The 14,444-nt window shown below is 55.2% G+C and carries 12 protein-coding genes and 1 tRNA gene; 3 read left to right on the top strand and 10 right to left on the bottom strand.

The annotated features are described in order from the left end of the window. Positions 1-54: 54 nt before the first annotated feature. From AYW79_RS10175 to rpoN, 8 genes are all read right to left on the bottom strand, one after another. Positions 55-1,272 carry an MFS transporter gene (locus tag AYW79_RS10175; protein ID WP_197460970.1) on the bottom strand — a complete coding sequence of 406 codons (1,218 nt, stop codon included), beginning with the start codon at positions 1,270-1,272 and terminating at the stop codon, positions 55-57. A 1-nt stretch (position 1,273) separates the two neighbouring features. Beyond that, the gene (eno, locus tag AYW79_RS10170; protein WP_067565176.1) at positions 1,274-2,554 is read right to left on the bottom strand and encodes a phosphopyruvate hydratase; all 1,281 of its coding nucleotides are present in this window, start codon (positions 2,552-2,554) and stop codon (positions 1,274-1,276) included. Positions 2,555-2,588: 34 nt separating this feature from the next. Continuing rightward, positions 2,589-4,142, bottom strand: coding sequence for a 2,3-bisphosphoglycerate-independent phosphoglycerate mutase (gene gpmI / locus AYW79_RS10165; protein WP_067565173.1), 1,554 nt, complete (start codon positions 4,140-4,142; stop codon positions 2,589-2,591). Beyond that, a complete protein-coding gene (gene tpiA, locus AYW79_RS10160) occupies positions 4,139-4,936 on the bottom strand; it encodes a triose-phosphate isomerase (RefSeq protein WP_067565170.1) in 798 nt (265 codons plus the stop codon). Before tpiA ends, gpmI begins: the two co-directional genes overlap by 4 nt. Further along, complete coding sequence (locus AYW79_RS10155) at positions 4,936-6,135, bottom strand: phosphoglycerate kinase (RefSeq protein WP_067565167.1); 1,200 nt, start codon at positions 6,133-6,135, stop codon at positions 4,936-4,938. Before AYW79_RS10155 ends, tpiA begins: the two co-directional genes overlap by 1 nt. Before the next feature lie 4 nt (positions 6,136-6,139). Beyond that, a complete protein-coding gene (gene gap / locus AYW79_RS10150) occupies positions 6,140-7,144 on the bottom strand; it encodes a type I glyceraldehyde-3-phosphate dehydrogenase (RefSeq protein WP_067565163.1) in 1,005 nt (334 codons plus the stop codon). Beyond that, positions 7,134-8,207 carry a sugar-binding transcriptional regulator gene (locus AYW79_RS10145; RefSeq protein ID WP_156481846.1) on the bottom strand — a complete coding sequence of 358 codons (1,074 nt, stop codon included), beginning with the start codon at positions 8,205-8,207 and terminating at the stop codon, positions 7,134-7,136. The genes gap and AYW79_RS10145 overlap by 11 nt, the downstream gene beginning before the upstream one ends. 150 nt (positions 8,208-8,357) lie before the next feature. Further along, on the bottom strand, positions 8,358-9,707 hold the full coding sequence (rpoN, locus tag AYW79_RS10140) for an RNA polymerase factor sigma-54 (RefSeq protein ID WP_067565160.1): 1,350 nt from the start codon (positions 9,705-9,707) through the stop codon (positions 8,358-8,360). 142 nt (positions 9,708-9,849) lie between these two features. Between rpoN and AYW79_RS10135 the strand changes: the two genes are divergently transcribed. Continuing rightward, a complete protein-coding gene (locus AYW79_RS10135) occupies positions 9,850-10,653 on the top strand; it encodes a pyrroline-5-carboxylate reductase dimerization domain-containing protein (protein WP_067565157.1) in 804 nt (267 codons plus the stop codon). A 116-nt stretch (positions 10,654-10,769) separates the two neighbouring features. On the opposite strand, the gene AYW79_RS10130 is transcribed toward AYW79_RS10135, so the two are convergent. Continuing rightward, positions 10,770-11,579: a L,D-transpeptidase gene (locus AYW79_RS10130; RefSeq protein ID WP_231877837.1), complete on the bottom strand. Its 810-nt coding sequence runs from the start codon at positions 11,577-11,579 to the stop codon at positions 10,770-10,772. Between the two features lie 200 nt (positions 11,580-11,779). Here AYW79_RS10130 and AYW79_RS10125 point away from each other — a divergent pair. Beyond that, a tRNA-Arg gene (locus AYW79_RS10125) sits at positions 11,780-11,854 on the top strand. Between the two features lie 336 nt (positions 11,855-12,190). Here the strand turns inward: AYW79_RS10125 and AYW79_RS10120 are convergent. Further along, positions 12,191-13,144 (bottom strand): MerR family transcriptional regulator, encoded by a 954-nt coding sequence (locus AYW79_RS10120; protein WP_067565151.1) that lies wholly within the window; start codon positions 13,142-13,144, stop codon positions 12,191-12,193. Positions 13,145-13,278: 134 nt separating this feature from the next. On the opposite strand from AYW79_RS10120, the gene AYW79_RS10115 reads away from it, so the two are divergent. Then, the gene (locus tag AYW79_RS10115; protein ID WP_067565149.1) at positions 13,279-13,947 is read left to right on the top strand and encodes a LysE family transporter; all 669 of its coding nucleotides are present in this window, start codon (positions 13,279-13,281) and stop codon (positions 13,945-13,947) included. The last annotated feature ends 497 nt before the right edge of the window (positions 13,948-14,444 follow it).

The raw sequence follows: 14,444 nt of genomic DNA, 5'->3' as shown, positions 1-14,444 counted from the left end.
ATCCCAACTCCTCACTCCATTCTTAGCCTATGTCTGAAATGGCGAGAAGAGTCGCTAGGACAAGGAATCACGCTCCGGCGGCTGGCGCCGGGCAAAGGCGATGGCGAGCGCGCTTAAAAAGAGGGCGGCTGACACGAGCGAAAAGCCGATCATGAGACCCGCGATCTGTGTGATCCACCCGATCATCGAGGCGCCAAATGCGGCGCCGAGTCCGGCGCTCGTAAAGAGCAGGCCAAGCACACTCGCCGTGCGACCGGGAAACTTTTCAGAGGCAAGCGCGGAGATCGTCGGGAAGATGATGCCGAATGACGCCCCGGAGAGGATCATAAAAAAAGTCAGGGAATGCGCGCCAAACTGCCCGATGAGCATGCTTACGGCCGATAGGAGGCACGCGTAAACCACGGAGCGAACGAGGCCGATGCGCGCGACATGCGGTCCGATGAAAAGCCTGCCGAGTGTGTACAGCGCGTAAAACCCGGATAAGGCGAGCGCACTTTGTGCAGGCGTACTTCCGAGATGGCGCAAAAGCGTCGGCATCCAGTTGGCAACGCCCGTCTCCGCGACGACGTTCAGGGTGATTGCGACGAGCAGCGCGTAAAACACCGGGGAGCGATACACCTCCGCCATGCGAACACTCGCCTGCGTGCTGCCTTCTGCCACAATGCCGGAGAGCGCCGCTTCCTCAAGCGGCGGTGGGAGAGGGCGCGCGACAACATGCTGCACGCGCGGATAGCGCATGGGGAGCACGAGAATCAGCAGGGCAAGTAACCCGAAAAACTCTACCATGTACGGCACCTGCCAGCTGTGCAGCGCGTGCAGGGACCACGCGGCGAGAAACGGCGAGAGCGTGGCGCCGAGTCCATAGCACGCGTGAAGCGCGTTGAAATAGCGCGCCTGTTGCTGTTCTGCCACAAGCGGTATCAGGGCGTTCGTCCCAATTTCCATAGCGCCAGAACCGAGGCCGCTAAGCGCATAGCCAACGACGAGCGCAGCGAGTGACGGCGCGAAGGCGGTCAGTCCGACGCCGACGACCATGATGAAAAGACCTGCGGTGACACCGCGCTTGATGCCAACGCGTTCGGTCACCCAGCCACTGATCAGGCTCGCCACAAGGTAGCCGACCGCCGAGACGGAGAGGAGCATGCCGAGATGCGCGTCACTCAGCGCATAATCCACACGCAAAGAGGGCGCGACGACACCGCGGATCATGTCGAGCGCGCCAAAGAGTGTCATGGTGGCGAGTGCCACCATGAACGGTTTGCGATGGTTCATCCTAGCGAAGATTATAAAACGCAGCGCGGCCCGCATACTGTGCAGAGGCGCCGAGCGCGTCTTCGATGCGCAGGAGTTGATTGTACTTCGCGACGCGATCCGTGCGCGACGGCGCGCCCGTCTTGATCTGCCCCGCATTTGTCGCCACTGCAATATCGGCGATCGTCGAATCTTCCGATTCACCCGAGCGGTGCGAGATGATCGCCGTATAGCCTGCGCGTTTGGCCATTTCGATTGCATCGAGCGTCTCGGTGAGCGTCCCGATTTGGTTGACTTTCACGAGGATCGAATTGGCAATCCGCTGTTCGATTCCGCGCGCAAGCCGTTTCGTGTTTGTCACAAACAGGTCGTCACCGACCAGTTGCACGCGCTGACCCAAGTGCTTGGTGAGCGCCGCGAAACCATTCCAGTCATCTTCAGACAGCCCATCTTCGATCGACTGAATCGGATAGTTGTTTACGAGATGCTCGTAATAGCGGATCATCTCATCCGTATTGCGCGTGACGCCCTCGCCCTCAAAGTGGTAGACACCATCCTTGAACATCTCTGTGCTCGCCACGTCAAGCGCAAGACGTACGTCATCCCCTGGACGGTAGCCCGCCGCTGTGATCGCCTCAAGAATCACCTGCAACGCCTCTTCGCTTGACGCGAGATTTGGCGCGAAGCCACCCTCGTCCCCGACAGACGTCGCAAGTCCCTTTTTGCGGAGCACATTTTTCAAGTGATGGAAAATTTCAGCTCCCATGCGCAACCCTTCTTTAAAGGTTGGCGCACCAATTGGCATAACCATGAATTCTTGAATGTCCACCGTGTTGTCTGCATGCTTCCCGCCATTCAGGATGTTCATCATCGGGACGGGCAGTGTCTTTGCGTTCACGCCGCCCAAATATGAGTAAAGCGGCAGTTCAAGAGCGGTGGCTGCGGCGCGCGCAACGGCGAGCGACACGCCAAGGATCGCATTTGCACCGAGCTTGCCTTTGTTCTCCGTGCCGTCAAGCTCGATCAGCATGCGGTCGACCCCGATCTGATCGGTCGCATCCATCCCTGCAATTTCCGGCGCGATAACCTCCTCGACGTTCGCGACCGCCTGCGCCACACCTTTGCCGAGATAGCGTGTCGCGTCGCCGTCACGCAGTTCTACCGCCTCGTGCGCGCCCGTCGATGCGCCAGAGGGAACAATCGCACGCCCACGCTCACCACTCTCAAGAAGGACTTCCACTTCCACAGTCGGATTGCCTCGCGAATCGAGCACTTCACGCGCGGCGACATCATAAATCAGCATCGTCAGACCTCCAAAACATGAGATGTAAAACGATCTACTTGGTTGAAACAATCAAGGATGAACCGGTCATCTCCTGCGGTTTTGAGAGTGCGAGCAAATCGAGCATCGTCGGCGCGATATCGGCCAAAACGCCGTCCGCACGCAGCGTCAGCCCGGATAACGTAACGATGCACGGGACCGGGTTTGTCGTGTGTGTGGTGCAAGGCCCGCCCGACGCGAGATCGATCATCACTTCGGCGTTGCCGTGATCGGCAATCACAATCGCCGCGCCGCCCACCGCGAGGAGCGCGTCCGTGACGCGGCCTAGGCAAATGTCGACCGCTTCGACAGCGCGCACCGCCGCCTCCATGATCCCAGAGTGACCGACCATATCCGGGTTTGCGAAATTCAGGATGATCACATCGGTCGCGCGCTCGTTGATATGCGCAACCGCCGCGTCAGCCACCTGCTCCGCACTCATCTCCGGTTGCAAGTCATACGTTGCGACCTTTGGCGAGGGGATCAGCACACGCTCTTCAAGCCTGAACGTCTCTTCGCGACCACCGCTAAAAAATGATGTGACATGCGGGAACTTCTCCGTCTCGGCGAGGCGCAGTTGGCGAAGCTGATGTTGCGCCAAGACATCCCCGAGCGTATTTTCAAGCCTTGTCGGTGTGAACGCAACGGTCCCGCCTACCGAGTCACTGTAATGCGTCATGCTTACAAATTGCGTGTGCGGACGCGCGGCGCCGCGGTCAAATCCATTGAATGATTCATTCGTAAACGCTTGACTGATCTGCACTGCGCGATCCGGACGAAAGTTGAACATGAGAATTCCGTCGCCTTCCTGAATTGTCGCGACAGGCGCACCATTTTTCTCTGTCACGACCATCGGCAGGACAAACTCATCGGTGACCCCGCGCGCATAGCTCGCTTCGACGGCGGCGACTGGATCGGACACGCGCTCGCCAATCCCTTCCACCATGGCGCGATACGCCTTTTCCGTGCGCTCATTGCGGCGATCGCGGTCCATCGCGTAATAGCGGCCTTGCACCGTCGCAATCTGCCCGACACCAAGTTCACTCATGCGCGCCTCAAGCGCGCGCAAAAAGGAGGCGCCAGTCGTCGGCAGAACATCGCGTCCGTCAAGGAATGCGTGAACGTATACACGCTCCAGCCTTTCTCTCTTGGCAAACGCAAGCAGCGCAAACAGGTGGTCGATGTGACTATGTACACCACCGTCTGAGAGAAGCCCGCAGAGGTGAAGCGCGCGCTGCTTTGTCCGCAGATCCAGCGCAAGCTTTTGAAAAACTGGATTCTCCATAAAATCGCCATCGCGAATCGCCTTTGTGATCCGCGTCAGATCTTGATACACCACGCGACCTGCGCCGAGGTTCAAATGTCCGACTTCCGAGTTGCCCATCTGACCGTCTGGGAGGCCCACCGCTTCCCCACTCGCGCGCAGTGTTGTGAATGGATACGTCTTTGCGAGGCGATCAAAGTTCGGCTTATGCGCGGCGGCGACCGCATTTCCCCGCACCTCGCTTGTCAGGCCAAACCCGTCAAGAATGATCAGCGCAAGCGGCGTCACAGGAGCCCTCTTTGTCACGACGCGCTCGCCTCCACCGCGACGGTTAACAGTGCCGCAAACGAGTCAGGCGCGAGACTCGCGCCGCCGACCAGCGCCCCGTCGATATCCCGCTCAGCGAGAAAGGCGCCGAGGTTATCCGGTTTGACGCTGCCGCCATACAAGATGCGCACCGCCTCTGCGCGACTGCCAAGGCCGCGCGTGAGCGTTGCGCGAATTCCCGTGATGACTGTGGAGGCGTCGGCTACCGACGCCGTTTTGCCCGTCCCGATCGCCCAGATCGGCTCATACGCAAACACCAGGCGCGCAAGCTTTGAGGCGAGTTCTTCCGGTGCGTCCGCGCGCGTCAGATGCTCGACCACCGCGCTCACTTGCGCCGCAATGAGCGCCGCCGTTTGTCCTCCCTCGCGCTGTTCGAGCGTCTCGCCGACACAGACGATCGGCGTGAGCCCCGCAAGCAAGACGGCCTCTGTTTTTTCAGCTACCGCCCGATCCGTTTCACCACAGTCGGCGCGCCGCTCGGAGTGCCCGAGAATGACCGCCTCGACGCCCACTTCGCTTAGCATCGCGAGTGAAACCTCGCCTGTGTGTGCGCCTTCTTTGTCCTGATGCACATTCTGCGCACCAACGCGAACACTTGTCCCCGCGAGCGCTTCGGGCAACCCGACCAGCGCGAGATAAGGCGCACAAATCCAACCTTCGACGCGCTTTGGATCAAACGTCGCAAGCAAATCTTTTAGCGCGTCAACAAACGCGAACGCCTCTTTCCGCGTCTTGTACATCTTCCAGTTTCCCGCAATCAGCGGTGTGCGCATCAGTGACTCCTCCTTGCGAGCGATTCGACCCCTGGTAACGCGCGACCTTCCAAGAACTCAAGAGATGCCCCGCCGCCTGTCGAGATGTGCGTCATGCGGTCCGCAAGCCCTGCTTTCTCAATCGCCGCCACCGAGTCGCCGCCGCCGATGATCGTCGTCCCTGTGACATCTGCCACTGCCTGAGCAACCGCAAGCGTTCCGTGCGAGAACGCCGCCATTTCAAAAACGCCCATCGGCCCATTCCAGATGACCGTGCGCGACGTCGCAACCGCCGCGCGATAGCGATTGATCGAGTCAGGTCCGATGTCAAGCGCCATCTCTTCTTCCCCCACTGCGTCAAGCGCTGCGACGCGGTGATCAGCGTCTGCGGCAAAGCGTGTCGCGACGATCAGGTCCGTCGGGAGCAGCAACGTCTTCCCTGCAGACGCTGCCTGACGAATCAGCGCGCGCGCCGTTTCAACGAGTTCGGCTTCAACAAGTGACTTGCCGACAGGATAGCCCTGCGCGAGCAAGAAGGTGTTCGCCATGCCGCCGCCAATCAAGAGGCGGTCGACCTTTTCAAGCAGATTTTCAATCACCTTGATTTTGTCGCTGACTTTGGCACCCCCGATGATCGCCGTAAACGGTCGCTCCGGGTTTTGCAGTGCCGCACCCATGATGTTAAGTTCGCGCTCCATCAGCCGTCCCGCAACCGCCCGCAGGTGGTTGGCAATCCCGGCTGTGCTCGCATGCGCGCGATGTGCCGCGCCAAACGCGTCATTAACATAGAGATCAGCGAGTTCCGCAAAGCGCCTGGCGAGTTCCGGGTCATTCTTCTCTTCGCCCGCGTGAAAGCGCACGTTTTCAAGAAGAAGCACCTCTCCGTCGCGCAGATCGCCGACTGCCGCTTGCGCCTCTGCCCCCACACTTTGCGGGCAAAAGGATACAGGCTGTTTCAGGTATTCTGCGAGTCGCGCGGCAACTGGGGCGAGGGAGTACGCAGCGTCTTCCCTTCCTTTTGGACGTCCGAGATGCGATGCCAGAATGACACGCCCGCCACGCTCGACAAGCTCCCTGATCGTCGGAAGTGCCGCGCGAATCCGCGTGTCATCCGTGATGACGCCGTGCTCCATCGGCACGTTGAAATCGGCGCGCACAAATAGGCGCAGCCCTTTTGGAGACACATCGCTAAGCGTCTGAAATGAACTGTTTTCACTCATGAAATCACCTCGAAACGTAGGCGACCAGATCAACGACGCGGTTGGAATAGCCCCACTCATTGTCATACCAGGACACCACTTTGACCATCGTACCCTCAATCACCATCGTCGAGAGCGCGTCGACCACCGAGGAGTGCGGATCGCCGTTGAAATCCTTAGAGACGAGGGGCTTATCGGTGTAATCGAGGTATCCGACGAGCGATCCTTCTTTTGTCGCGGCAAGCAGTGCGTCGTTCACCTCATCGACCGTCACTTCACGCGCGAGTTCTGCCGTCAAGTCGACCACCGAGACGTTTGGCGTCGGCACGCGCATTGAAAATCCGTTAAGCTTTCCTTTTAATTCAGGAAGGACAAGCGAAACGGCTTTGGCGGCGCCCGTTGAGGTCGGGATAATCGAGAGTCCGGCCGCCCGCGCGCGCCGCAAGTCTTTGTGCGGAAGATCGAGAATCTGTTGATCGTTCGTATAGGAGTGCACCGTAGTCATCAGACCATGTATGATGCCAAACTTCTCATGCAGCACTTTTGCGATTGGCGCGAGGCAGTTTGTCGTGCACGAAGCGTTCGAGATGACATGGTGAGAAGCCGCGTCGTATTTATCGTGGTTGACACCCATTACGATCGTGATGTCCTCATGGGTGGCGGGCGCCGAGATGATCACTTTTTTCGCGCCGCCTTTGGTGATATGCACTTCTGCTTTTGATTTTTCCGTGAAGATTCCCGTCGACTCAATCACGATCTCGACGCCGACACTCGCCCAAGGGAGATTGCCCGGATCGCGCTCGGAAAACACGCGGATGCGACGATCGTTCACGATCAGATCGGTTCCATCCGCAGTAACCTCGTACGGAAATTTCCCGTGCACCGAGTCATACTGAAGCAGCATCGCGAGCGTTTCGGCGTTCGTCAAATCGTTGACCGCGACAATCTCAACATCCTTGCGATCAAACGCTGCGCGAAACACATTGCGGCCGATGCGGCCAAACCCGTTGATTCCAACTTTAACTCCCATGTGTACATTCTCCTTTTTTTAAAATGGCGCGCGCCGCCCCTTCATCCGTCACGAGCGCGTCCATGCGATAGGCGTGCGCAACCGCTTCAATGGCCGGCCCTTTGGCACGCCCTCCAGCAACGCCAATGACCATTTTGTCACCGGAAAGATCCTCCAATTTCAATCCCACGGTGTTCATCATGTGCACAATGTGCCCTTCTGCGTCAAAAAAGTATCCAAACGCTTCCGCAACTGCGCCGCGCAACGCGAGGTGAGCCACAGTCTCCTCGTCCAATCCGCGCCGCGTGGCCATTGTGAGTGCATCGCCGATCCCGTGCACCACGAGATTCGCGCTGCGAATCCGATCGATCATCTCAGCGATCGTCGGCTCCTGCGCGAGTCGCTCTGCCGTCGCCCGGCTGAGCGACTCGGAAACGTGAAACATGCGGTATCGCCCACTGAGGCGAGCAGCCAATTGCGAAGCGATGGTGTTTGCGAGCAACTCGTGACGCTCACCCAATCCGCCGCGCGCTGGTACGACTTCCACATCCTGCGGCGTCGTCGCTTGTGGCATCAATTCGGCGAGCATCGCAAGCGATGATCCGCCCGTCACAGCGACCGTGCACGGTGGATGCAAAAACGTGCGCAAGACGTGGGCGGCTGCCTGTCCGACATCACGCGTGACATCTTCGCTCTGCTCGCTGTCTCCAGAGACAACGACAACGCGCGCAATCCCCAGACGTTCCGCGAGAGAGAGTTCCATCTCTGCCCTGCCATCGAGCGTCTTCATGATCGGATCAAGCGCCTGCAACACATCGACCCCCGTTTCGGTGATCGCCATGCCGAGCGGGCCAACCTCGATCAGACCCTGCTCCTTAAAAACTTCCACGTCCGCGCGAAGAACGCGCTCCGAAACGCCAAGCACATGCGCGAGCGTACGTCTGCCTACAGGCTGGTGAAGTTCAATACGCTTCAGCACGCGATAACGCGTTCTGACTTTTTCGGTCAACTCTGGTACAAGGCGTTGACTCACAAGAAGTGAATCGATAAAGACCGCCTCCCGTCCCCTCAGCTTTCGGGACACAACACGTCCCACAGAGACAAAAAGAGTCCCGGATCACCCTTACTATACGTTTCCTTGTCTATTGACGCAAGCCAAAAAGGACCCGCGATGTGGCGGATCCTCAAAAAACGTATCACCGCCCGCACGTTCAAGCGTCTTTTTGCGAGCGTGCTACCGTTTCCGACGCGAAGACGCTTTAAAACCCATCTCCTCACGGTACTTGGCGACCGTGCGCCGGGAAACCCGATTGCCCATCGCAAAAAGGCGCTCCGCGATTTCCCGATCAGACAGCGGATGCGCGCCACGCTCTTGCTCGATCATTCGGCGAATCATCCCTTGCAGTTGGGTCGACGAGATGTCCTCACCTTGCGCCGAAGGCAGTCCATTCACAAAGAATCTCCGCAATTCCACTGTTCCCTGCGGCGTCTGCACATACTTTCCGGCAACTGTCCTACTGACCGTCGACACGTGCAGATGAAGCGCATCCGCCACGGCCTTCATCGTGAGTGGACGAAGTCCAGACGGCCCTTGATGAAAAAAATCCTCCTGATACTCGACCATCAGATCACACACGCGCTGGAGTGTCCGCTGCCTTGCATCAATGCTTCGGATCAGTGTTTTTGCCTCTACCCACTGGCGCTGAAGATACGCTTGGTCTTCACGCGATCCCCGTTTTAAACACGACTCATAGAGTTGTGAAATACGCAGTGAAGGTACAGACCAATCATTGACGACTGTGACATAGTGCGCACCGACCTGGATCACACTCACATCAGGCACGATGTATTCGGTTTCATTCTGTGTGTATCGCAGTCCCGGTCGCGGATCGGTGGCGCGGATCAGCGCAACGGCCTCCTCCACGCGTTCTGACGTTGTGCGCAGTTGTCGCGCGAGGTGTCTCGCATAGCCCGGTTCTGCGAGCGCTACGAGGTGCTCGTTCACGATTTCAATCGCGAGTGAGCGAACATCCGACGGCGCTCGATCCAGTAATTGCAGCGTGAGGCATTCGTTTAAATCACGCGCACCGACACCGCGTGGTTCAAAGCCTTGCAAAATCGAACGCGCCGAGTCAATCTCAAGCTCAGATACATGAAAGGCGGACGCCAATTCTGCCGTCGTAAGCTCCAAATATCCTCGCTCATCCAGACAATCGATAAGCCCGCGCAGGATGCGCGCCGTCCGCTCGTGAATCGCGAGGAACCCCACTTGTTCGCGAAGCGCACCAGAAAGCGATGTCACGCGCTCATCTTTCATGAGGGACGCGGCGTCTTCGCGCTGCCCCAAACCGCGCAGCCGCTGACGCTCTCGCCACTCGCGTTTGGTTGTCGCAAGGGATTGTTCAAATTGCGCGCGCAAATCATCCTGCGCCCGCTCTAGCAGAGGATTTTCGAGAAGTGCAGTTTCCGTAAAGTTCCACAGTTCAATCGTTCCCATTTGCAGGATAGCCACCGCTTGCTGCATGGTGTGCGTCATCGCAAGCCGCTGTTGCTGGGCGAGTACAAGCTCCACGTGTTGCCGCATCAGCCTTCCCCCTAAGCGCATGGTTCCTCGATTTATATTTCGCGACAAAGGTAAAAAGTCCTGCCGAGCCTATAAGGCGTATTCACCCTCTAGTCAGCATATTCTCTTGTAGATGACATCGTGTAGGAGTGGAGGGATCCTTGTGAGCCTAGGCGTGATTGGCACCGGTCGCATCGGCAGCATGCTTGCCACCGCCCTTGCAGTCGCCGCGCCAAATGCTGCGTTGACGGTCTACAACCGCACCTGGGACAAGGCTGAAACACTCGCAAATGCGTTTCCTGAAACCATTCGAGCCGTGCGCACGTTAGATGAGGCGATCGATCGCGCGGATCAGATTTTTCTCTGCCTTCGCCCAAATGATCTGCGCACCGTGATGCATGAAATTGGGAATTCACTGCGCAAAGATCAATGGGTGATCTCTACGTGTAGTTCAATCTCTCTGTGCGAGCTTGAAACCTTTTGCAACAGTCTCGTCTGCAAGCTGATTCCCTCCGTCACGCAGCGCGCAAATGCGGGCGTCGCGCTCGTCATGTTCAGCGAACGCTGGCGCGCACATGACAGGAGTGCGTTTGTCGACACGCTGTCTTGCATTGGAAGAATTCACACGATTGCCGAAGAGGACGTGCGCATCTACTCAGACCTGACCAGTTGCGCACCCGCCTTTTTTTCTCACCTGGCGTTCTTGTTTCAAAAGGCCGCCTGTCAAAAAGGCGTGGACATGGCGACCGCCCAGATGCTAATTGCCCACATGATGGAGGGGCTTGGCGCCCTCGTCGCGTCTGAAATCTATAACTTTACAACGGTCATCGAACGGGTTGCCGTGCCTGGCGGTGTGACGGAGGCCGGACTTACAGAACTGATGAAAATGGATGAGTCTCTTTTTGATCGCGTACTTGACGCCACCGCACGGCGACAACGCGAGATCCTTGACGGTGGACAACACTGATTAACAGAAACTGATCAACATAAACATCAAACAAACTGTCGAAGCGAAAAAAACACCAGCCTTCTGGGGCGATCCAGCAGCTGGTGTTTTCTATTCGTAAATTTTACAAATCAAGTTCAGGATGACTGCATCGAGTTTGCGCCACCTGGCGGATTCGTCAATGCGGCCGCCTTTTGCTCGCTGGACGGTTTGTAGATTTGGTGCTTCAACAAGCGGACAGGCGCCTGTTCTACGACGACCGTCGTGTGGTAAGGAATGTGGTTGTACACCCACTGTGCATCAGGAATTGTGAGATGGAAACATCCGTGCGACGCTTTGCTCAGGAGCTTGGCGGCGACAGTCGGAATCAATTTATGATGGATCGTCTCCGTCACCGAGTGAAAGAGAAAGACACCATGCCCGAGCCAAGAAACCCAGTACTGGGCACCCATCTGATACTGCGGCGCGTAAAACCATGTTCCCCGCTCCGCCTGTACGTGATAGACCCCTAGCGGCGTACTATTCCCTGGCACCGTATCGAGTCCGGTCGATGTCACCATCGTATATAAGACATGATTGCCATTCATGATATACACGAGTTGTTGATCGACGCTCACGTCAATCCATAGATGCTTAACCAAAGCCAGGCTAGGGTATGCACCATCAGAAGGTTTATAGGGGTTATAGCGCATGCTCACACCGTCGATAACAACAGGTGTCGGCGGCGGTGCATTGTTCGTCGATACAAGATTTTTCGCAGAAGCCGTTTTCCCATGCGACAGCGCGCGAACCCCCGATAACCCGTGCGACGCGTGCCCGGTCAGTTTTCCGAGTGCACTCCCGATCGCAGATGTTCCCACGCTGACAACCGCCGAATTCTTCAAAGCGACCCCGGCCACAGTTCCAAGCACAACCACAGTCGCCAATCCTGCAACAATGGATCGCATTCTCAAGCCAATCCCTCCCAACCCCATGCTACGCCAAATCCCTCACTTCGTAAAGTGAACCACATCCCAAACACCACCACACCGTCAACAAATCACGAATTCACAACTCAATTCGTTCCCTACCGATTTTCAGTCCATTTCGCCTTTAGTTGCGTTGCCCCCATCATCCCTGTATACTTCATTTGTTGCATCAAAATCATGCGCCCGTGGTCCAATGGATAGGACGTAGGCCTCCGGAGCCTGAGGTAGGGGTTCGATTCCCTTCGGGCGCACCACACTAAAACAGCAGCTTTCTGGAGGCTGCTTTATTTTCATATCCAGAATCCTTATAGGGGTGAATTGCATAGTGCCGATCCGAGTATCAGCGAAAGCGATCCTCACCTCAGCAGCAAAAAAACATCCACAGCGTCTAAAGTCCCAAGACAGGAGTCCACGTGCACTTCACATAAGGGCCCCGTTTTCGGCAAAAGACCGAAGGTCTTGTTACATGAGGGAAACAGGTGCCGATGATCCGAATTGGAAGAGTGTGGTACAAGTTCATTCCACACTATCATTACTACGTGAGCAGATTCCACAAATTAGGAATCTGCTCACTAAGCATGCATGGTCGTCTATTTCATCTGTTTTAATTTCCAACGTAATCCTTCAAGCATCAATACTTGCGCACGAAAGGGAGACTCCATTTTCTCTGGATTAAGTCGAATCATGATCTCCCAAAGCCGCTTGTTCGGTTCACACACCACCAATTCCGCATAGTACGAGAACCTTGCAATGAACGTCTCATCGACGGGAAGATGAAAAACGGTTGAGAATACGTTGATCCATTCTTCCACGATCGACTGAACTTCTGAGTCGTCAACCGTTAGTGATGCTTGACTCGCTACAATGGCTCGATCCATTACTTTACCCATCAAAGTTCGCCAATCGTCGGGTTCAATGGTTCGTTTTTCAAGCAACTGCCAGAATGGGCGTACAGTTTCCCGTAACTGATCACGATACATGGGAGCTTCGAGAAACTCTTGTAATTCAGTCCACGCCCTTATTTGCTCGGCGTTCCATTCCGTAGGAAGGGAATCCTTTAACTGCTGTAAAAATGCTATTTTCCAATCTTCCGAAGCATCCTCTGGGATCATTACCTCGGACCATCGATCTGTCAACCACGCCTGCTTGTCTTCTTTACTCATGTTCATCGCCTCCAGAATCATATGAAGGTGTGTAAGCGATGCATCGCTTAAGGTACTAAACGGGATTTGTTCCAATCGTGAACGCACATCGGTCAGGTGTCTTATCTGCAAGTCCAAGATATCTTTTTGCCACCGAATCACGGATGGGATGTCAGCGGATTGGTTGAGAATGCTTCGAACTTGCGGCAAATTAAACTCCATATTCCGCAAAAGACGTACCAACGCCAACCTCCAAATGTCGCTCGGAGCATACAAGCGATACCCTTTCTCTGAGAGGACGGATGGAGCGACCACATTCTCGTTTGCATAGTGGCGGATGGTTTTGACCGTAAGCCCCGTTAGGGAAGCTGTTTCACCAATGGAGTAATACCCGTTTATCATCTGCATCACCTTCAGTCAAAGACTACATTCTCCCCCGACGGGAGAGTCAAATTTGTTGGAATCGTCAACATAGCTGAAGCAACTAGACGGTGGCCGCGCTTATCAACTATCATAACTCAGAGGGGGGCGAATAAATGAGTGTTTTATTGATCACGGCATGCATACTCGGTTTTGTTTACAGTGCGGCTCCAGGTGCTGTAAATACCGAAGCGCTGCGTAGAGGTTTGCAGAGGGGTTTTGCTGCTTCCTTTTTGGTTCAAATTGGTGCTCTTTTAGGCGATTTGGTCTGGGCAATAATTGGTCTAACAGGGGTTGCGCTTGTATTTCATTTTTTGTCTATCCGTATCATTTTGGGCATCGCAGGAATCACCTTTTTACTGCGAATGGCATGGTTATCCTTTTTAGACGCTCGAAAACCACTCGATTTGACCTTGAATCACGATAAAAAGGAACAACGAGATTTCATTACAGGAGTCGTTTTTTCGTTAGCCAATCCCTTTGGCATCGCTTTCTGGGGTGGCATCGGTGGTGGTTTTGCGAGTCATATTGCAGGCATGCCGTTGATTGATAAACTTTTACTGTTATTCCTTGGTTTTTCGGTTGGCGCATTTGCTTGGTGCATTGGTATTTCCGCGTTGGTAGCATGGTCACGCAAATATGTCGGTGCAAAGTTGCTACGTGGAATTTTTACAATTTCGAGTTTGGCTATGGCCTATTTTGCACTGGAAATGTTATGGACGTTCATTCACAGCACACTCTACCCCCTATTTCCTCATCGTTTACGATTGAAATCAAGCCAATAGCGCAATAAAATCCCTCATGATCATCCATTCAATGCGCCCCGAGTGAGGCGCATTTATCTATATCATTTGTCGAACAGGGACGGACAGTTTCCGTCTGACATGCGGGTGGTGTGGTGTAAAGATATCGTTTAAGGAGTGATTAAAAACGAAATCCAAGTTGATTTGGTTATCCATCATTGTATTCGTTTGTTCTGTAATCGCGACATGGCATTTCGGTTCCAGATTATTTTGGTTTATTTATTATCCATTGCTTGGTAAGACCATGGGTGGACCTGAATACTCCATAGAACAGGAACATCTATGGATATATGGTATATCGATTTCCATCCTTTTAGGTGTCGTGTCAATGAGTACCGTTATCAATCTTGTACGTAGAAATTTTAACCAATCAACTTCATAAACCATTCGATGAGTGGGTGACGAATCCAGTTGAGTCCGTATAATTGGTGTAAATTCAGTGGACGCACTGGGTGACATAATATGAAAAGTGCCATCTC

Origin of the sequence: Ferroacidibacillus organovorans, from assembly GCF_001642725.1 — a bacterium.
Lineage (GTDB): Bacteria > Bacillota > Bacilli > Alicyclobacillales > SLC66 > Ferroacidibacillus > Ferroacidibacillus organovorans.
The sequence above is the reverse complement of the archived record's forward strand: the minus strand, read 5'-3'. Positions and strand labels throughout refer to the sequence as shown.

What these genes read in the sequence shown, in the direction of transcription:
- AYW79_RS10175 (WP_197460970.1), bottom strand. Translation starts at nt 1,272, where the DNA reads ATGAACCATCGCAAACCGTTCATGGTGGCACTCGCCACCATGACACTC.
- eno (WP_067565176.1), bottom strand. Translation starts at nt 2,554, where the DNA reads ATGCTGATTTATGATGTCGCCGCGCGTGAAGTGCTCGATTCGCGAGGC.
- tpiA (WP_067565170.1), bottom strand. Translation starts at nt 4,936, where the DNA reads ATGCGCACACCGCTGATTGCGGGAAACTGGAAGATGTACAAGACGCGG.
- AYW79_RS10155 (WP_067565167.1), bottom strand. Translation starts at nt 6,135, where the DNA reads ATGAGTGAAAACAGTTCATTTCAGACGCTTAGCGATGTGTCTCCAAAA.
- gap (WP_067565163.1), bottom strand. Translation starts at nt 7,144, where the DNA reads ATGGGAGTTAAAGTTGGAATCAACGGGTTTGGCCGCATCGGCCGCAAT.
- rpoN (WP_067565160.1), bottom strand. Translation starts at nt 9,707, where the DNA reads ATGCGGCAACACGTGGAGCTTGTACTCGCCCAGCAACAGCGGCTTGCG.
- AYW79_RS10130 (WP_231877837.1), bottom strand. Translation starts at nt 11,579, where the DNA reads ATGCGATCCATTGTTGCAGGATTGGCGACTGTGGTTGTGCTTGGAACT.
- AYW79_RS10120 (WP_067565151.1), bottom strand. Translation starts at nt 13,144, where the DNA reads ATGATAAACGGGTATTACTCCATTGGTGAAACAGCTTCCCTAACGGGG.
- AYW79_RS10115 (WP_067565149.1), top strand. Translation starts at nt 13,279, where the DNA reads ATGAGTGTTTTATTGATCACGGCATGCATACTCGGTTTTGTTTACAGT.